18 protein-coding genes are annotated in these 19,269 nt (G+C 41.8%); 17 read left to right on the top strand and 1 reads right to left on the bottom strand.

Annotation, left to right across the window (positions count from 1 at the left end):
* The first annotated feature begins 205 nt into the window (after positions 1 to 205).
* The 12 genes from JMY09_RS08200 (at position 206) to JMY09_RS08255 (ending at position 10,887) form a co-directional block, all read left to right on the top strand.
* Positions 206 to 1,717: an XdhC family protein gene (locus JMY09_RS08200; RefSeq protein WP_201623110.1), complete on the top strand. Its 1,512-nt coding sequence runs from the start codon at positions 206 to 208 to the stop codon at positions 1,715 to 1,717.
* Positions 1,710 to 2,435, top strand: coding sequence for a nucleotidyltransferase family protein (locus JMY09_RS08205; RefSeq protein WP_227677236.1), 726 nt, complete (start codon positions 1,710 to 1,712; stop codon positions 2,433 to 2,435). The genes JMY09_RS08200 and JMY09_RS08205 overlap by 8 nt, the downstream gene beginning before the upstream one ends.
* A 157-nt stretch (positions 2,436 to 2,592) precedes the next feature.
* Positions 2,593 to 3,924, top strand: a complete 1,332-nt coding sequence (locus JMY09_RS08210) for a molybdopterin molybdotransferase MoeA (RefSeq protein WP_201623112.1) — start codon at positions 2,593 to 2,595, stop codon at positions 3,922 to 3,924.
* Positions 3,925 to 4,218: 294 nt separating this feature from the next.
* Positions 4,219 to 5,316 (top strand): GTP 3',8-cyclase MoaA, encoded by a 1,098-nt coding sequence (gene moaA, locus JMY09_RS08215; RefSeq protein WP_201623113.1) that lies wholly within the window; start codon positions 4,219 to 4,221, stop codon positions 5,314 to 5,316.
* A 96-nt stretch (positions 5,317 to 5,412) separates the two neighbouring features.
* Positions 5,413 to 5,958, top strand: a complete 546-nt coding sequence (gene moaB / locus JMY09_RS08220) for a molybdenum cofactor biosynthesis protein B (RefSeq protein ID WP_201623114.1) — start codon at positions 5,413 to 5,415, stop codon at positions 5,956 to 5,958.
* Positions 5,951 to 6,739 carry a molybdenum cofactor guanylyltransferase gene (mobA, locus tag JMY09_RS08225; RefSeq protein ID WP_201623115.1) on the top strand — a complete coding sequence of 263 codons (789 nt, stop codon included), beginning with the start codon at positions 5,951 to 5,953 and terminating at the stop codon, positions 6,737 to 6,739. The genes moaB and mobA overlap by 8 nt, the downstream gene beginning before the upstream one ends.
* Positions 6,740 to 6,831: 92 nt before the next feature.
* Positions 6,832 to 7,359, top strand: coding sequence for a cyclic pyranopterin monophosphate synthase MoaC (gene moaC / locus JMY09_RS08230; RefSeq protein WP_265088010.1), 528 nt, complete (start codon positions 6,832 to 6,834; stop codon positions 7,357 to 7,359).
* A gap of 48 nt (positions 7,360 to 7,407) precedes the next feature.
* The gene (locus JMY09_RS08235; RefSeq protein ID WP_201623117.1) at positions 7,408 to 7,695 is read left to right on the top strand and encodes a MoaD/ThiS family protein; all 288 of its coding nucleotides are present in this window, start codon (positions 7,408 to 7,410) and stop codon (positions 7,693 to 7,695) included.
* Between the two features lie 87 nt (positions 7,696 to 7,782).
* On the top strand, positions 7,783 to 8,274 hold the full coding sequence (locus tag JMY09_RS08240; protein ID WP_201623118.1) for a molybdenum cofactor biosynthesis protein MoaE: 492 nt from the start codon (positions 7,783 to 7,785) through the stop codon (positions 8,272 to 8,274).
* Positions 8,275 to 8,513: 239 nt separating this feature from the next.
* Positions 8,514 to 9,419 (top strand): molybdate ABC transporter substrate-binding protein, encoded by a 906-nt coding sequence (gene modA, locus JMY09_RS08245; RefSeq protein WP_227677238.1) that lies wholly within the window; start codon positions 8,514 to 8,516, stop codon positions 9,417 to 9,419.
* Between the two features lie 31 nt (positions 9,420 to 9,450).
* Positions 9,451 to 10,155, top strand: a complete 705-nt coding sequence (modB, locus tag JMY09_RS08250; RefSeq protein WP_201623119.1) for a molybdate ABC transporter permease subunit — start codon at positions 9,451 to 9,453, stop codon at positions 10,153 to 10,155.
* Between the two features lie 210 nt (positions 10,156 to 10,365).
* Complete coding sequence (locus JMY09_RS08255; RefSeq protein ID WP_201623120.1) at positions 10,366 to 10,887, top strand: HdeD family acid-resistance protein; 522 nt, start codon at positions 10,366 to 10,368, stop codon at positions 10,885 to 10,887.
* 241 nt (positions 10,888 to 11,128) lie between these two features.
* On the opposite strand, the gene JMY09_RS08260 is transcribed toward JMY09_RS08255, so the two are convergent.
* Positions 11,129 to 11,881 (bottom strand): aspartate/glutamate racemase family protein, encoded by a 753-nt coding sequence (locus JMY09_RS08260; protein WP_201623121.1) that lies wholly within the window; start codon positions 11,879 to 11,881, stop codon positions 11,129 to 11,131.
* Positions 11,882 to 12,242: 361 nt separating this feature from the next.
* Between JMY09_RS08260 and JMY09_RS08265 the strand changes: the two genes are divergently transcribed.
* From JMY09_RS08265 to JMY09_RS08285, 5 genes are all read left to right on the top strand, one after another.
* Positions 12,243 to 12,494, top strand: coding sequence for a tautomerase family protein (locus JMY09_RS08265; RefSeq protein WP_265088009.1), 252 nt, complete (start codon positions 12,243 to 12,245; stop codon positions 12,492 to 12,494).
* A gap of 167 nt (positions 12,495 to 12,661) precedes the next feature.
* Positions 12,662 to 13,288 (top strand): GNAT family N-acetyltransferase, encoded by a 627-nt coding sequence (locus JMY09_RS08270; protein ID WP_201623122.1) that lies wholly within the window; start codon positions 12,662 to 12,664, stop codon positions 13,286 to 13,288.
* An 887-nt stretch (positions 13,289 to 14,175) separates the two neighbouring features.
* Positions 14,176 to 15,522: an NADP-specific glutamate dehydrogenase gene (gene gdhA, locus JMY09_RS08275; RefSeq protein ID WP_201623123.1), complete on the top strand. Its 1,347-nt coding sequence runs from the start codon at positions 14,176 to 14,178 to the stop codon at positions 15,520 to 15,522.
* A 642-nt stretch (positions 15,523 to 16,164) separates the two neighbouring features.
* The gene (locus JMY09_RS08280) at positions 16,165 to 17,964 is read left to right on the top strand and encodes a glycosyltransferase family 2 protein (protein WP_201623124.1); all 1,800 of its coding nucleotides are present in this window, start codon (positions 16,165 to 16,167) and stop codon (positions 17,962 to 17,964) included.
* Between the two features lie 51 nt (positions 17,965 to 18,015).
* Positions 18,016 to 19,269, top strand: a complete 1,254-nt coding sequence (locus JMY09_RS08285; protein WP_201623125.1) for a glycosyltransferase — start codon at positions 18,016 to 18,018, stop codon at positions 19,267 to 19,269.

Raw genomic sequence — 19,269 nt, forward strand, 5'->3', positions numbered from 1 at the left:
AGCTAGTAGTCATTTTTATTAAAAAACCCGCTAATCAACGGGTTTTTTAAGCTTGCTATTATCGTCATTAGGCTATGGCTATGGCTATGGCTATGGCTATGGCTATGGCTTTTCAGCATGCCAGCTTTAACAGTGTATTGAACTATATTTTAAGATAATTTGTGGTGCTTAAGATATTTGAGATGCTTAAGATAAAAGGGAAATTATGAATCAAGTCGCTGATATTCTTAACTTAGCTAACAGAGTACAACAGCAAAATGTTGAGGCGGTACTAGCTACGGTAGTCCGCACTGAAGGGTCAGCTTATCGGCATGCTGGGGCGATGATGCTTATTTGTGCTGATGGACGTTCGGTTGGGATGATCAGTGGGGGTTGTCTTGAGCCGCATATTATCAAGCGTGCTTTTTGGCTAACTCGTAATGGTGCTAGTGTTCAGACCTATCAAACTGGCGATGACGTTAGTTATAGTGATGATACTGATACTGATACTGATACCGATATTGATACTGATATCGATACTGGCATTGACATAGAGACCAATACAGCAGAGCTAACAGTTGATAGTAATATTGGTAATAGGGCTATTAGTGATAGTGACAGCGATGCCTATAGTTATATTGACAGTGATGTCGATGCGTTGTTGGATGGCGAGTTAAATTTTGGTTTAGGGTGTAATGGCCGAGTCCATGTGTTGTTTGAGCGTCTGAGTACTGCAATGTCGCTGTTAGATTCAATTCAGCAAGTGCGTAATAGCCAGCAACCTTTGACTATTGCCACTTTGATTAGCCGCGATAATTTAAGGTCGCATAGTCCCCAATTGCCAATCGGCATACGCCTTGATATAGACGCCTATCGTGCTACAGGACAGATAGCGACTATCGATGGTCGGCAAGTTTTTTCTGAGGTTAGTGCTGCTGCTATAGGTTTTATTCATAACGTAATAACCAAGCTGTCAGCGCATACTTTTGATAAAAAAAATGCTGACTACATGGTGATAGACAGTGATATAAAAAGTAATATAACAAGTGACATAAAAGGTAATGTAGATGACGCAGCACCAGCTAATGCTAGTCAATGCTATGTAGCGCAGTCGGCATGGTTGATACAGCAGATTCGTCCACAGATCCGATTGTTAATTTGCGGTGCTGGTAATGATGTGATGCCGTTAGTGACAATGGCTAAGCTACAGGACTGGCAGGTAACAGTAATAGATAGCCGCGCGCAATATGCTACTAAAGCTCGTTTTCCACAAGCAGACAAGGTGTTATGTTTACCAGTACACGACTATGAGACTTTAACTCAGCTTAGTGCCGGTGCGGCAGTTGCAGTGATGTCACATAGCTTAACCCAAGACAGTGCTCGCCTAGCTATATTATTGACCCAGCCCAACTTCAGTTATGTTGGACAATTAGGCCCGCGCTATCGTACTGAACGTCTCATCAAAGAGATTAGCGCTAGCCTTAATAGGGCGGATGACTTGACTAACATCGCTACCTTAACTGACGCTGTTACAAAGTTGCATTATCCTATTGGCTATAAGCTGGGCGGTGATGGTCCAGAAGCCTTAGCACTGAGTATCATGGCGCAAATAAGCGCTGTAATTTATCAGCAAGCACAGCCAGTGATAGATAACCAAGTTGAGTTGTCAGTGATACACTCAGAGCTGTCCTCAGATACCCAGCGATCATCAGTTGAACAGCGTTATGCGCATGACTAGTGACAATGTTGGTAACAATACTAGTAACGATACTATTAACGATGTTAATAACCACGCCGTTATTATCTTAGCCAGTGGCTTGAGTCAGCGACTAGGTCAGTCTAAGCAACTATTAACTCAAGATGGTGAGCCATTAATTGCGCAGATGGTTAAGCTGGCCTTAACTACCCAGCCCCAAGCTATTATAGTAGTGATTCCTAAAAATAATACTGAGATTGCACAAGCTATTGATGAATTAGCCGCTCAGCCAGTAGTGCATATAGTCAATAATCCGACCCCCGAAACTGGCATGGCGCATAGTTTGTATTTAGCTATTGACGCTGTGGCTCAGCGGGTTAGCAGCCAGGATAATAGTATGATTGATCGAGTGCTAATAATGGCTACTGATCAACTATTATTAGACACTAAGCATTTGCATAAGCTATTAGCTGGCAAGCATGAAGTAGTGGCCAGTAGCTATCCCCATCTGCAAGAAGCTGATAAAGACTTTGCGCTAGATAAATATAAAGCCAATATCGTAGGTTTACCTATAAGTATCGATTATTGGCGACTTAAAGAGTGGCAAGGAGCGCTCACGGGTGATAAAGGTTTGCGCAACTTGATTAGAGCCCTACACACGGAGCAAATGAGTACTGTGATTAACCAGCAACTAAGTTATGATATTGATACGCCTGAACAACTGGCTTATGCTAAGCAACAGCAATGGCTGGATAGCTAGTCAAACTATCAGTCCGTCAAACCCCTAGTTGCTCACTTGCTAGTTGCAGTCAAGAGCTAACGGACAGTTGTTGTAATAGGGCCTATCCACTATAAATCAGCTAGCCAATAGAAATTAGCTATTCAATACTAAGACTATTATAAAAGAGTTTACCGTTATGATTACTATGGAAGAGCTGCTGGCAGCGATCAAAAAACGCATCGAATTTTATAATGAAGTCGACGCGCCATTAAGTAGCAGGGCAGTAACTACAAGCCAGTTATTAGACAGCAGTAATCAAATATTAGCTGAGAATATTACTTCACCTTTTAATGTGCCCAGACAGAATGTATCAGCTATGGACGGTTATGCATTGGCTAAAGGTAGCAATCTTGGCAAAGACCAAACTATCGAGATAGTAGGAGAGTCGCAGGCGGGTAGCCCTTATGCTAATAGCGGTAGCGATGACTCAGAGAGTAGTTTGCAAGCCGGCCAAGGCGTACGTATCTTCACTGGCGCAGTAGTACCGGATAGTTGTGATACGGTCGTTATGCAAGAGAACACTAACTTTGCTGCTATTAGAGATAGCATCGATAAATCGCAGCCGTATGCCATTGTCTTGAGCCAAACGGCTGAGGTGGATGATAACATTCGTAAGCAAGGCGAGGAGATTGAGTCGGGTGAAGTCGTGCTGCAACGAGGCAAGCGTCTAAACCCTACTGATATCAGTTTATTAGCCAATTTAGGCATTGATAAAGTAGCAGTATTTGCGCCATTAATAGTAGGAGTGTTGGCGACAGGTGATGAGCTAGTTGCTGTAGGTCAGCCGTTAGATAGCTTAGCGCAGATATACAACTCTAATACTCCAACGCTGAAGACTTTATTGTCCAGCTTGCCTATTACTATTCGTGATTACGGTATTATCGCTGACAATTTACAGCAGACTACGGCGGCAGTGACTAAGGCTATGCAGGAGTGCGATGTACTGATCTCTACGGCTGGAGTGTCGGTTGGTGAGTATGATTTTTTGACGACAGTTATTGAGCAACTGGGGCAAATAAACCATTATAAAGTGGCGATGAAACCTGGCAAGCCGTTCGTATTTGGAGAGTTGTTTGCGGATAACCACAGCGCTGTCGATAAGCCAGTCTTGTATTTTGGCCTACCCGGCAACCCTTTGTCTACGGTAGTAGGGGCTTTGCAGTTTGTGATACCGGCGCTATGGCAGATGTCAGGAGCTGATTTGCAGCAGCAGCCCATGCCGTTGACTCTAAAAGCCACTTTAGTCAATGAGGTGAGGAAGTCAGCCGGACGTAAAGACTTTCAGCGTGGTCTGCTGTCACAAGACGCTACCGGTAATTATCAAGTGCAGTGTTTCACCAGCCAGCAGTCGCACAGAATAAAGCAGCTAAGCCTAGCCAACTGCTTTGTCGTTTTGGATATAGATAGCGGTAATGTGGCTGCTGGTAATGTAGTGAATGTCCAACCTTTTTCGTGGCTCTACGGTTAGTAAAGGTAGCTTAAAGCCATTTTGAGTTTGTTATAATCAATAGTCTCTAACAGCCTAGCGACTCAGATTTTTAGCTTCTAGAGCTGTTAAACGAGTAGTGTAAAACTTACGATTGAAAACTATAGGTAGCAAGTTGTGATCAAAGATTATAGTTTGCAACTTATGGTTGGAACTATGTATTTCAAAGCACACAGCATAAAATTTGTAGTGTAAAATAAATAGTGAAACAGCAGTAAAGTAATGGCTGAAGACAATCTTGTAATGACAGCCAAGCAATATCGGCGGTAATAATTTATGACTTATGACGATCCCATAGCAGAGAGCACTCAAATATATTTACCAAGCTCAGTTTATACTGAGACACGCAGCCCCTTATTGGGAGCAGCTATGCCTACTGACTCGTCTATAGCCCATTATCAGCCACTGACCGATAGCTTTTCACGACAACTGACTTATTTACGTCTTTCTATCACTGACTTCTGTAATTTTCGCTGCGAGTATTGTCTGCCTAATGGTTATCAAGGCAAGCGTCCTGATGATGAGTTGAGTGTGCCTGAGATTGCTACCTTAATTAAGGCCTTTGCCCAAGTAGGCACTGAAAAAGTACGTATTACTGGTGGTGAGCCTTCTATCCGTCGAGATGTGGCGACTATTATTGATACCGTAAAAAGCACTACTGGTATCAAGACCGTAGCGATGACTAGTAATGGCTATAAGCTTGGCAAGCATTTAGCCAATTGGCATAGTGCTGGATTGGATCAGCTAAATATCAGTATGGACAGTTTTGATGCGGATACTTTTCATAAGATGACTGGTTTCAATACTTTGCCGCAGATGCTAACGGATATGGATAAGCTATTAGACAGCACGGACATTAAGTTAAAAATAAACAGTGTTTTGATGGTAGAAACCGCATTTGAAAATCTAGTAACAGCGATGGATTACGTCAAGCTGCGCCCAGTGACTTATCGATTTATTGAGTTTATGCAGACTAGCGATAATAGCGATTTGTTCTTTGCGCAACATGCCCAATCTGAGCTGATTACCGATTATCTTATCGAACATGGTTGGCAGCCGCAAGAGCGTGGCAGTGCTGATGGCCCTGCGGTTGAGTACAGTCATCCGGATTATTTAGGGCGCATCGGCATGATTGCTCCTTATGCGGCGCACTTCTGCGATAACTGTAACCGTCTACGGGTGAGCAGTCAGGGCAAAGTCCATCTATGCTTGTTCGATGAAGGTAACTACGACATTCGTAATTATCTACAGCAAAACGACGTTGCAGGCTTAGTACAGACTTTGCACAACTTCATGCCAATCAAACCTGAGCATCATCATCTACAGGACTCCAACAGCGGCATGATGCACAATCTATCGATTATCGGTGGTTAGCATAAAACAGCTACTGAACAGCTTTTGCTGAAGACTATTTGATAAAGAGCAACTACTGAACAACTGCTACTACATAATAACTCTCAAGGAATAACGATGTCTAAACCTGCTGCAGAATTTATCCCCCTTAATATTGCTGTGCTTTGTGTCTCTGACAGTCGCACCTTAGAACAAGATACTTCAGGGCAGTACTTAGCAGATAGCTTGACCGCAGCGGGACATAAGTTAGCTGACCGTCAGCTAATTACCGATGATATTTATCAGATTCGTGCGGTTATTAGTGGCTGGATTGCTGATCCTAATGTGCATGCAGTTATTACCACTGGCGGTACTGGGTTTTTTATCAGAGACAGTATGCCAGAAGCGGTCAGCGTGTTATTCGATAAGTCTATCGATGGTTTTGGTGAGATGTTCCGCCTAATTTCAAAAGACGATATTGGCATGTCTACCATTCAGTCGCGAGCGGTTGCTGGCATGGCTAATAGCACTGGTATTTTTTGTTTACCTGGTTCGACAGGCGCTTGCCGGACTGGATGGAATGACTTACTAAAAGAGCAGTTCGATAGCCGTACGCGCCCTTGTAACTTTGTGCCGCACTTTATGCGTGCTAATCCCAGTCATGAAGGTCACAGTCATGACTAATGTGTTGGCAAACTTAGCTGGGGTGGTTATCTTAGCTGGTGGCGCCTCGCATCGTATGGGGACGCCTAAAGCGGAGCTAACCTTGCCAACAGGTGAAAGTTTGCTGGACTATCATGTGCGACAAGCTAGTGAACTGCAGGTGCCTATCATGATTGCCGATAATGGGCGTGGTTTTGCTGTGAGCCCACAGTTATTGGCTAGCAATCCAAAGTCCGTTATTGCTCATATCGCCGACTATCTGCCAGCCTCTATTCAGACCAGTAGTAAAGTAGATACGGTTATTACCAGCAGTATTGCTAATAGTATTACTGACCCTCAAGGGCCATTAGTGGCGATCGAGTCAGCTTTACAAGCGCTAAAAAAACAGCTACTAAATCAGCAGGCATCAACTACACAAGCACTAGACTCGTTAGCTGATGCTAATAGTTTGAATAACCAGCAGTCATCATGGCTGTTAGTCGTGAGCTGTGATAGCCTAATAACGGCGGCTGGGCTTTGGCAGCAACTGCGTCCTTGTATTGATTCAACTACCAATCTAGCAACGACAGAAAAGTCAGTGATTTGTCTTACAGACGAGTCGCATTTATATCCGCTACTAGGACTTTATAGGCTAACTATTGAGTCGCAGTTACGAGCCTATATCGACAGTGGACAGCGCAAAGTTATGAGTTTTATTGAGCCAATCAGTCAAGCGGTTGCGGTGTTAGATGAGCAGCAAGTATTGACTAACTTTAATACTCCTACAGACTTTAAGCGTGCTTGTAGTGCTTTATACCCATAATAAAACAACACCGCTATTAGGCAAGCCGTTACTAAAGCTAATAAAAAATAATGAGACTATTTGTGAAAAATAATCAGCAACAGCACGAGCAAATCGCTAGTAAAACCACTAATAAAGAAGGTGCTCCAGCTCATTTAACGGCTGCTAAGCTATCGCATTTAGATAGTGACGGTGATATACACATGGTTGATGTCAGCGGCAAGATTGCGACGACCAGAGAGGCTAATGCTGAAGGGCAAGTACTTTTTCCAGCTGAAATTTATCAGCAGATCAAAGCGGCTGATGGGATGACTAAAAAGGGTAGTATCACTCAAACTGCGCATATCGCTGGTATTATGGCGGCTAAGCGTACTCATGATCTAATCCCGCTTTGTCATCCACTACCACTAGATAAAATTGGCTTGAGCTTTGTTTACGATGATGCGCTACAAGCTATTACAGTCAGTGCTACTGTAAAGGTCACTCATAAAACTGGAGTGGAAATGGAAGCATTAACCGCAGTCAGTGTGGCTTGTTTGACGCTTTATGATATGACTAAAGCCTTATCACATGATATCGTAATCAATAATATTCATCTGATTACTAAAACTGGTGGTAAGTCTGATTATCAGCAGGGCTAAGTTGAATACATAAGTTCATCTACACCCTAATACACTATGGATAACTTTATGCCTATTGCAGCAAAAGACACAGACCCAGTTACAGACAATACTATCAATATTAACGTTCTCTACTTCGCAAGTTTGGCAGATAAAGCCAATTGCAATGAAGAAAGCGTGACCGTGTCGCAGTCAACATCACTTACGCAGTTGTACGAGCAGTTGAGTGAAAAGCATGGTTTTAGCCATTCACCGTTAGAGCTAAAAGTCGCCATCAATGATTATTTTGCTCAGTGGACAGATAGTATCGAAAATGGTGATAATGTGGTTTTTATTACCCCAGTAGCAGGCGGTTAAATAGAGCGGGTTGCATAACCACCGCACTAATAGATATTGTTGAAACAGATATCGTTGATAACAGGCTATTAATAATAGAGAGTATAAATGAGCGCTAACGTTCACAGTAAATCGATGACTATTAAGCGCAGCGCTGAACAGGCCTATGCGCTTGCAGAGCGTGATGGTTTTGCATTATTGGATATAGTTATTGATGATAGACGGCTTAAAGCTCTTCTTGATGATGATAGCTGCGGTGCCTTTGTCAGTTTTGAAGGTCGGGTGCGTAACCACAATAATGCTAGTAGCGTTGAGCGTCTGACCTATTATGGTTATGAGGATTTAGCCATCAATCAAGGTCGGCAGATTATCGAGGAAGCCAAGCGTAAATTTGCGATTACTCATGCCATTGCTATTCACCGCATCGGTGCCTTGGATATTGGCGATGTCGCGGTTTGGGTTGGGGTCGCTTCTGCACATCGCTATCCAGCCTTTGATGCGTGCCGCTGGATATTGGATACGGTTAAAGCTGAAATACCAGTTTGGAAGCAGGAATATTACGACAACCAACCGTCTAAATGGCTAAGTAATAATGGCTGAACGACAATAGCTAGCTATAAGCTTTAATGCAGGAACTGCCCTCTAAGCTACAAAGACCATCATTGATTAATAAATAAGGTTTGACTAAAGTTGTAAAAGCCTATAATAAGTAGGTAACCACGGCTAAGTATAAGTAGTTTTATAACTATCTTTGCTTAGTCGTTTTAGTAGAAAATTAGAAAATAAAAACACTCTAAATCATTAGAGTTTTACCCATCTTAGAGTAGAGGCGGTAGGTTATGAATAGTGTTAAGTTATTACCAGCTCACGGGCAGTTAGACATTATGCCGCGCATCACTAGTGCGACAAAAAATATAATGATGATTGCCGCATCAGCTTGTGTTGTGTTGACCTTGACCGCTTGTAATAAGCAGAGCGTTGCTGATAAGGAGCAAGTTACTCCTAACGAGCCCAAACCTCAGCTGCAGCCACAAAAAATACGTATTGCTGCTGCTGCTAATCTATCTGATGTACTCCCTGATATTATCGCAGGCTACAAATTAGAGAAAAACTTACCTGATCAAGAGATCGAGGTAACTTTTGCTTCTTCAGGCAAGCTCTATGCACAGATAATAGCTGGCGCACCTTATGATATTTTCTTATCAGCTAATCAAGAATTCCCTACTAAGTGGGTGCAACAAAGACATCCAGATTCTACCAAGCACGAGGCTTTTACTTATACCCAAGGCCAGCTGAGCTTTTATAGTGCTAATAAACCTGTGGGTAAGCTGAGCGAGACCACTCTAACCCAACTATTAGCAGAGCAAAATGATAGTAAAATTACCATTGCCAATCCTGAGCTCGCCCCTTATGGCGCCTCTGCCAAAGCCTATCTACAGGCGCATAATCTCTATGAGCCACTCAACCGTCAAAAGCGTCTAATTGAAGCGGAGAATATTGGGCAAGCGTTTCAGTATGCCAATACAGGCAATGTTGATTATGGCTTCGTTGCCCAGTCACAAGTGACCGCTATTAAAGCCACACCGGAACAGTTCTACACGCTACCTACTAGTGCTTATCCTGCTATCTTGCAAGATGGCATAGTGATCAGTGATGCGGCTGTAGCGACAGATTTTACCAGCTACTTACTATCACCTGCTGGACAAAAATACTTCGTAGAAGCCGGTTATTTGGCAGTGCAGTAGCTGATGATAGGATGTAACCAGTAGTGACTCTATGCTAGAGCAACCACTTATATCAGCGATGTTGACCCCATTTTGGGTCAGTATTAAGCTGGCGGGTGTCACTACATTATTATTATTGGTATTTGCCACTCCTTTAGCTTATTGGTTAGCCAAGCCTAGTCATAGCTCCGTCATTAGTCGCGTAAAAGTTATATTGATGGGGCTAATTGCTATGCCGTTAGTGCTGCCACCAACGGTAATAGGTTTTTATTTATTATTGCTACTAAGCCCTAACTTTGCGGTCGGCAGATGGCTTGCTGAGCATGAGATTAGTGCTTTAGTCTTCACTTTTGAGGGCCTAGTGATTGGCTCCCTTATTTATTCCTTACCTTTTTATATTCAGCCAGTCTATGCCCAGTTCTTACGCATTCCGCAAAGCGTGATGGAAGTGGCGCACTTATTAGAGCCCAGCCGTTTACGTCGCTTTATGACCGTGGCGCTACCACAAGCCCGCACTGGTATTATACTCGGTAGCCTGATTAGCTTTGCCCATACTATCGGCGAATTCGGGGTGGTGTTAATGATAGGCGGTAGTATCTCAGGTGAGACTAAGGTGATTTCTATTGCGATTTATGAGCAAGTAGAAGCCCTAAATTACCAGACCGCTCATATGATGTCGCTGATATTAATCATAATGGCGATGGTCATGGTTAGCTTGATAGCTAGTAGCGTCAATAAGCTAAATAAGCGTCCCTAACCTAGATATTTGACAATATTTAAATCTAAGTAAAGAAGAAAAATTGAATTATACAAAAAACAGTTAGCAGAAGGTTTAGAGCAACGCAATCCTAACAGGCCGTTGTTAACACGACTATCTGAATACATTACTACCGCCATACATGAATAGAGTAACGAGAAGATATAATCTACGCCTTAGTAAAGCTATAGATTAAATTAAGGTAATATTATGAATCGTACATTATGGCTAGTGGTGGGCATCATTAGCATTGTTGGTGGTATATTTGCATTATTCAATCCACTGAGCGCCACTTTTGCCGCTGAACAGCTGGCAGGTTTTCTATTTTTATTGGTTGGTATCTTACAGTTTGTAGCGCTATTTACTGTAGGTAGTACTAGCGCTAAAGTATTCGCCGCTATCGGCGGGGTAGTTGGGGTATTATTGGGGTTTGAGCTGTTAACTGAGCCGCTGCAAGGTATCTTGACCCTAACTATGGTAGTTGCTATCCTATTTATGGTAACCGGTATTGTTAGAACAGTAGTGGCTTTTGCCATTAAAGGTAAGCGAGCTTTTATACCAGTATTATTCTCTGGGATTATCTCAATCATATTAGCGATCATGATTTTTTCCGGCTATCCGCAGTCATCGACTTATATTCTTGGCGTATTATTAGCTATCGAGCTGATTTCTAATGGCCTATCGCTAGTGATGTATTCACGCCTTCATCCAGTGGCAATCGGCAAAGTTTAAATTTTCAAATACTTATCGGCTATAAAAATACTTTAGAAGACTCACTAATAATGGGTCTTTTTTTGGTTATAAAGGCTGTAGAAAAAGTGTTGATAGTTACCTTGCTGTTCATCTAGTTATTAATCCATTTATCAAACCAATCTTTATCAGTGATACTTATAAAAGAGTCCATCAAACGGGTGTTTAATGGACAATACTTGAACAATAGCTAGTATAAGATCAGTTATAGCAGATGCAGCTACTATTTGGGTTTTTGTATTTCTTTAACTGCCGCACGGGCAGCTGCACTCACCGCCACTACAAGAGGGACCTTGAATTGCGGTTGTAGCCTGATGGCAGAATCTGAAAGTGGTCCGCCACCCATTATGACGGCTTGCGCTCCATCTTCTTTGATAGAGGCTTTCACAGCTTGCGCTAGCGCTGCATCAAGTTTTTCAGGAGACTTTACTAGCTCAAGTGGATCGCCCGGAGTCACACGTACACCGCGATATTGCTTTTCATAGCCTAACAAGGCCGCTTTTTCTTGAAAGGAGCGTATTAGATCCTCATCGGGGGTGACAGTGACAATCCCAAAAGCTCGACCATTCTGCGCCGCCTCATGAAAAACTTCTTCTCCTATACCAAAGACGGGAATATTAACTGCAGAGCGCAATTCTTCCAGCCCAGGATCGCTGAAGGCAGATACGATGATAGCTGATACTCGCTTATCTTTTGCTGCCTCAACACCGATCTTGACTACTCCAGATACTGCATTTTGCATATCTTTTGGTGTGGTCAACAGTGGCGGCGCGCCCTCATTGCTGCGCTCTTCTACCAGCGCCACACCTTTGCTTTCAGCACGGGCTAGATCTGCCATAGACTTTGTCGCTTTAGCATTGGAGTTGGGGTTGATTAGAACGATGATTTTGCCAGTAGTATCTGCAAAACTTGAGTTTACTGTTGACAGGCTAAGGCCTGCGGTAAGCACTGCTGCCCATAATGTCTTTAAACGCATAAGTGTTAGTCCTTTTTTTAGTCTAAATACTATTCCATTAGATTTAATTGCTGTTTTTAACCGCTATTTTTAACCACGATGTTTGACTGCTCACTAGCTATCTTTGGTAGGTTATAACTTCGCTATAAAACAACTCTGAGTATGATTTAAAGTAATTTTTTAGTATGTAATTTTTTGCTTAATGACTTTTTGCTTAATAGCTTGGCGGCAAATAATTTTGTCGTCATTATTTATAGTACGTTATTATTTAGGAATTCTGCTAGCGCTTTATATTGAAAATAAAAAATGTTTACTCTGTGTTGATTCTCTTGCTATCTTTGAACTTTGCTATCTTTCAACTCTACAATCTATAAGAGCTATTATGATCGTCATCTATGGTATCAAAGCAAACCTTAACCCTATTAAATTACAGCTATCGAATGTTATACACGGCTGTATGCAATCAGTGCTCGGTATGCCTGAAGACAAGCGAGCGCAGCGTTTTATAGCTTTAGATGCTGAGGATTTTTATTATCCTGCTGACAGGTCTGCCGCTTACACTGTCATCGAAATTAACATAATGCAAGGACGTAGCGTTAAGACTAAAAAAGCCCTTATCCAGCTGTTATTTTAGCGTATAGAGGAGCAGTTAAATATTGCCCCAATAGACATAGAAATTACTATAAAAGAGCAACCAGCCCATTGTTGGGGCTTTCGTGGTATGACTGGCGATGAAGCGCATGATTTAACTTATAAAGTACAACTATAAATCGTACTTATGATCAAATAAGACAGAGCTTTATGACTATAAAAATAATCCAAACTCAACGCTTGCTACTGCGTCAATGGCGGCCGAGTGACTTACCAATATTCGCTGATATAAATGCCGACCCAGAGGTCATGCGCTATTTTCCTAAGCTCTTATCGCCTACAGTGAGCGACATTATAGCCAATAAATGCCAACAGCTTATTGAGGATAACGGTTGGGGTTTTTGGGCGCTAAGTCTAAAAGCTAACTCAGAAAAGGCGGATAATTTCATTGGTTTTGTAGGCTTAAATGCTACTCATGCCGATCTACCCTTCGCACCTAGTGTAGAGATTGCTTGGCGGCTACATAAAGACTATTGGCGGCAAGGCTATGCTACTGAGGCGGCACAGGCAGCCTTAAAGTTTGCTTTCGCAGAACTCAATCTTCAGCAAGTAGTAGCCTTTACTGCGGTTATTAATAAACCCTCTCAAAAGCTGATGCAGCGTCTTGGTATGACCAATACTGAGGATAACTTCTTCCATCCAGCGCTTAAAAAAGAGCATCGGTTGTCTGAGCATGTCCTATATAAGATTACTCAGCAGCAGTGGTTAGCAAGCGCTATTAATCCATCAACTCTGAACAATATCAACACAGAGTCTCTACCGGGTAAATCCAAATAGCTATTGTGTTTTAGTTTGCAGTGCCAGCTTAGCTATCAGTAAAGCAAGAGTGTCTTTGCGACCGCAGCTTAGATCAATCACAGTAACTTGACCTTTTTTGCAGGCTAGCAGCCGCTGATAGAGTAGTTTATAAGAGCGGATAATCGAAGGCTAAATGGTGTTATTCGGCTATCCATATGGTGCGCCTATAAAATAGTTTGGCATAGATAATATCTATAATACGGGCAGCAAAAAGCGCTTATTCTTCAGCATGTCAGGTGTGGCTATTTAGTTATAAACTACGGTTGATAATATCTACTTATAATATCTAAAATTAGCCTGTTAACAACTAATACCCTTGCTAGTATCATTGATATGGTATCATCAGCTAAAGCTATGATTAATGGTTATATTCTACCGAGTATCCTCTCATTATACCGTCTATAGATGATATTTAGCTAAACACAAGACTATTACTATAATTACTAATTTAACAATTGCCCAGTAATACAACTGATTAGTTAGGAATATTGTTACTATTAATATAGCTATAAACTATTGACTTTTTTCAGCAGAAAGGTAAATTAAATAGCTTGCATTAATTGCAGAGCTGTTTTTACGTAAAGCTGTGCATAGCAAGTAGTATTCGTGTAATATTGTCTGCGGTTACTATTTCAAGTAGCCTTCCGTTGATATCCATTGATACCTAGATGAGAACGACCTATCGGTCGCTAAGCTTATTAGTATTCAATCCCACTGTTTTTATATGCATATTGCATCATTAACAAAATAACTTTGCTTCAATATTCACAATATTGTCGTATATTGTGATGGCAAATTGCGCAGAGATATTCAAATACGATCCCACGCCACTTAGTAACCTCCACGTTTTATAATAAGGAAGATATATGAGTATCAGTAAGGCCATTGAAAAAGTTGAAGCCCGTTATGCGCATCAGCCTGAGTTTATACAAGCGGTCAAAGAAGTGGCAATCACTATCAAGCCGTTATACGATGCTCATCCTGAATACGATAAATTAAAAGTATTTGAGCGCCTAGTTGAACCCGATCGCGTATTTGGTTTTCGTGTGAATTGGGAAGACGATAACGGCGAAGTTCAAATCAATCGCGGTTGGCGTGTACAGTTTAGTAACGCTTTAGGGCCTTACAAAGGTGGTCTTAGGTTCCATCCGACCGTTAACCAGTCGGTGCTAAAGTTCTTAGGCTTTGAGCAAATATTCAAAAACGCCTTGACTGGTCTACCTATTGGTGGCGGTAAAGGGGGATCTGATTTTGACCCTAAAGGTAAAACTGATTCTGAAATTCGTCGTTTTTGCTATGCCTTTATGCGTGAGCTACATCATTACGTTAATAAAGATATGGATGTTCCAGCTGGTGATATCGGCGTAGGTGGCCGTGAAGTCAGCTATATGTTCGCTATGTATAAAAATCTGACACGCGAATCTACTGGGGTAATTACTGGTAAGGGTGTTGGTTTTGGTGGTAGTTTAATGCGTACTGAAGCCACTGGTTACGGTGCTGTTTACTTCTTACAAAACATGCTAGCTGCTCAGAATGAAAGTATTGAAGGTAAAAAAGTCTTAGTGTCAGGAGCAGGTAATGTCTCTTTACATGCAGCTGAAAAAGCTACTTTGATAGGCGCTATTGTACTGACAGTATCTGATTCAAAAGGTACAATTTATGATGCAAAAGGCTTAAATCAAGAAAAAATAGATTGGTTAAAAGTACAGAAAGATCAACACAAACCATTAGCAGACTATGTTGAGGTGTTTGGTGGTGAATGGATGGCCGATCAAAAGCCTTGGAGTATCAAAGCAGATATCGCTATCCCTTCAGCAACGCAAAATGAAATCAATGAAGAAGACGCCAAGCTACTTGTCGATAATGGTGTCAAGTACATCGTTGAAGGCGCTAACATGCCGTTGACTGCTGAAGCTATCGATTATATTCGTCTACATCGTGTTCATTATGCGCCAGGTAAAGCGGCAAATGCTGGCGGTGTGGCGGTATCAGCTCTTGAGATGTCACAAAATTCAGTACGTCAGTATCAGACCTTTGAGCAAGTTGATGAGCGTTTGCAAGGCATCATGAAGGATATTCATGACAGTTCTGCTCAAGCTTCAGAGATGTATGGACAGACGGACCAAGGCTATATCGATTACATGTCAGGCGCTAATATGGTTGGCTTCAAACGTGTGGCTGATGCTCTCGTTGCTTTTGGGATTTTAAATTAATAGGGTTAACTCTAATTCATAAGTTTTGTTGTTGAGTGATGATTAGCTCACAACAAAACTTAAATCAATACTTCCGCTATTAAAGCAATAGTTATTGATCCTTATTAAGATTAGTAATAGTTTATAATTTTATCGCAAGCTGCGCTTATCACCATTGATGAGCGCAGCTTTTTTTTATTTTTTAAAGGGCTGTTAGGCTGATATTAGCCAGGCTCAGTCGCCTAATAAATCATTATTAGGCGACTAATATTGAGATATACCTTAGCTTGATAGAAAATATAAAAGACGATATATAAGAATACCAAGACGATAAGTGTCTAATTTAACAATGATTTTACACTACTTACTAGGAGTTACACTAAGCTAGTATTTAGCACAGACTTACCCTAATCATTCATCATCTGTTGGCTTATTATGACTGCATTAACCCTAAGTCGATATCGATAGGCAAAAGCTCTGTATAAGTCGAAGATGCCCTAATCCCTACCGCTTTTTTTAGTAGCTTTTCGCTATTACTCATCAACTCCATAACACCTATTAATAAAGTATTTTTATAACAATTATCTTCATAATAATTGGCGATTAACTAACGGAAAAATAAACTCACAACTATAAATTGGTGTAGCTGTTTAGGGATAAAACATGATTGTTAATAAAGTAGATAAACCGCAACATGCTTGGCTACCAGTAGATAGTGACGTGTGCCCTTTATCAGTCAATGCTGCTCATAAATACCATCAATCTAACCAAGCTAACCTTATAGCTGAGCTAAAATTAGCTGAGTCAAAACCTGTTGAAAAAATAATGCCCCCAATACAACTAAGCTTTCAGCTGATGACTTGTGCTGAGCCCCCAGAGATGGTGATTGCTTCTATCGAGTCCCTATTAGCAATTAAAGCGCCCGATGATGAAATACTTATTATTGATAATAATAATACAGCCGTTGAGCTATATCAGCCATTAGCAGATTTTTGCAATAGTTTGCATCAGCAGCTAAAAGTACGCTTTTATCACGTTGATACAGTGGCAGGCTTTAAAGCGGGCGCTTTAAATTTAGCTTTACAACTAATGGATGCTCAATCAACGCATATAGTAGTAGTCGATAGCGACTACCAAGCATTACCGCATAGTCGCAGCGCCATAGCGGCCGCCATTCACAACTATCCTGATTGTGCTTTATTGCAATTCCCGCAGTTTTATCGTGATGCTGAGCGCCTAGAAGTAGATAGCGAGCTTAATCACTACTTTAATTACCATCTCTACCGTAGATTTAATAGACAACGTGCCTTATCGACAGGGACTTACGCGGTTATTCAATACCCAGCGCTGATTCAGTTAGGGGGTTGGTCAGGGGCCTCGATCACTGAAGATGCCCAGATGGGGGTGTTAATGCACAAGCAAGGTCTACGCAGTCAGTTTATACCTGAAGTGATAGCTACTGGGCTACTGCCTACTACTATCAGTGATTTGATGAATCAACGACGACGTTGGATCTATGGTAATGCGCAAGTGCTAAAAGGCTATGCTGATATAGCGTCAGCGCCTGTACTAAAGGCATTAACCCAGCGGTCATCAAAGCCAACTCTATCAGTGCTCACTAATACTGATAGCGACACTTTTACTCAACGCCTAGCTTATAGAAGAGCGCATTTTTCGCAGTTAAGTGCTTGGATAAATGCTACGGGTATTTTTATACTGCTACAAGCTATTACTTTGCTGTTGTTATTGGTAGCAGTAGTGACTCAAAGCCGGTTTGATACTAATTTAGTTTTAGCGCCCCTTTACTTAGTCTATGCCAGCTATGGGATTTATTTAACTAGACGTCTATGGGCTTATTGGCATGACGAGTCGCCTTTAAATAGGCAATTGAACCCAGCTATGGCTAGTACTAGCGCTAGTCAACGCTTAAGAGTTTGGGTGTTACATCTTAATTTTTGGGAGCTGGGAGCTTTGTCTTGGTTGCCCGTACTTTGGGGACGTAACAAGCCTTTTATTTGTACTCCTAAGCTAACTATAGAGCGTAACCCGCGCGCGCTTTTGTTAGAAAATATCTTCGCCCTTCCCAAACTATTGTTAGTGCTAAACCTGATAACGGCTTTTATAGTATCGCCATTCTCAGCATTATATTCGCCGTTGTTATTTGCTTGTGCGCTTAGTGTTTGTCTACTAAAGATTTGGGCGGCAAAAGTGATGCTAACCAATTACGCTTACAAAAATCCTGAAGTTAAATGCATTACTAAGCCAGTGTCTCAACTCATCATTAACCCAATTATAAAGTCTGGTATAAGCACGGTTAATGACTCGTTAGCTGGTAGTCAGCAGCATTCAGCTCTTAGTTTAATATCTATTAATGATGAAGATGAGCAAGCTGCTGATTGTTTAGTTATCAAGCAGCCGTTAAATGCTGCCAAGACAAGTAATAACCATAGCGTAAATTCCTAACAGTATTGATTATATTCTAGCGGTTTTCACCTCATTTATTTTGGATGTTTTATGTCAGATATTACCTCAGCTATTAGCGCTTATGAGCATTTTACTGCCCTCAATGATCAGCAGTACTCCGATGGGCGCTCCACCTTACGAATAGCTATCATAGCCCATTGTTTATATCCGATTGCCCAGCCCTATGCTGGCGGTCTTGAGATGATTACTCAGTTAATATGCGATGAGTTGACAGCGCAAGGTCACGAGGTATTGCTTTACGCCCATGCCCAAAGCCAGACTCAAGCGACATTAATACCGTTCCTCACTCGTGAGGAGTTTGAGGCTTTGGTTTATGATAATGAGCATGACTCAGTGGGCATGAGCCGTGAGGAGCTCTATCAGTACTTAGCTTATCAGCGTGCCATGCATGACATTATCGTTCGTGATGAGCGGGGTGAGATTGATATTGTTCATAACCATAGCTTACATCATATCCCAATGACCCTAGGGCAGGCTTTTGGTGCACGCAGCTTTACCACTTTTCATACCCCAATATTTCCTCAGCTACGCTTAGCATTATTAACCTTAAGACAAGGCACCTCTACCCAGTTCACGGCTATTAGTAGCCATCAGCAGCAATTATTCGCTGAGTTTGTGCCCTCGCATGTGGTCTATAACGGCATCGATGTGCAGTCTTTTACAGCGAATCTACAGCCTATTAATGATGAGGTATATTTTTGGTTCGGTCGTATTTGTCCTGAAAAAGGCACTCATTTATCGATGCAATACTGTCAAGCGGCTGGTAAGCGCTTAGTGATCGCTGGGCCAAAAAGCAATCTAGAGTATTTTGAGCAGCAAGTGGCACCGATGTTTGCAGCAGATGACAAACACAGCAAGGCTAACGGTACGCCAAAATTATTTGAGTACGTAGGACATCTTAGCAAAGCTGAGATCAATGATTATTTATGCCAAGCCATCGCCTTATTGTTTACTAGTACTTGGGATGAACCTTATGGCTTGACCTTAGCTGAAAGCTTGGCTTGCGGTACGCCAGTGATTGGTTTCAATGCTGGCGCTAGTGCAGAGATTATTACTGCGGAGACTGGAATTATCGTTGATAAAATGGACGAGCTGGCATTTATACAAGCTTTTACTGATATAAAAGCCATATCAAGGCAAGCCTGTCGCCATCGCGCTGAACAGTTCTGTTCGGTAGCTGCTATGGTTGCAGGATATTTGAAATTATATAGATCAGTGCTAGTAGCTGATTCGACTCTCGATACTAATAGCACTACTGTGCAAAAAATCAGCGCTGAGGGGTAA

Source organism: Psychrobacter urativorans, assembly GCF_904846695.1.
Classification (GTDB): Bacteria; Pseudomonadota; Gammaproteobacteria; order Pseudomonadales; family Moraxellaceae; genus Psychrobacter; species Psychrobacter urativorans.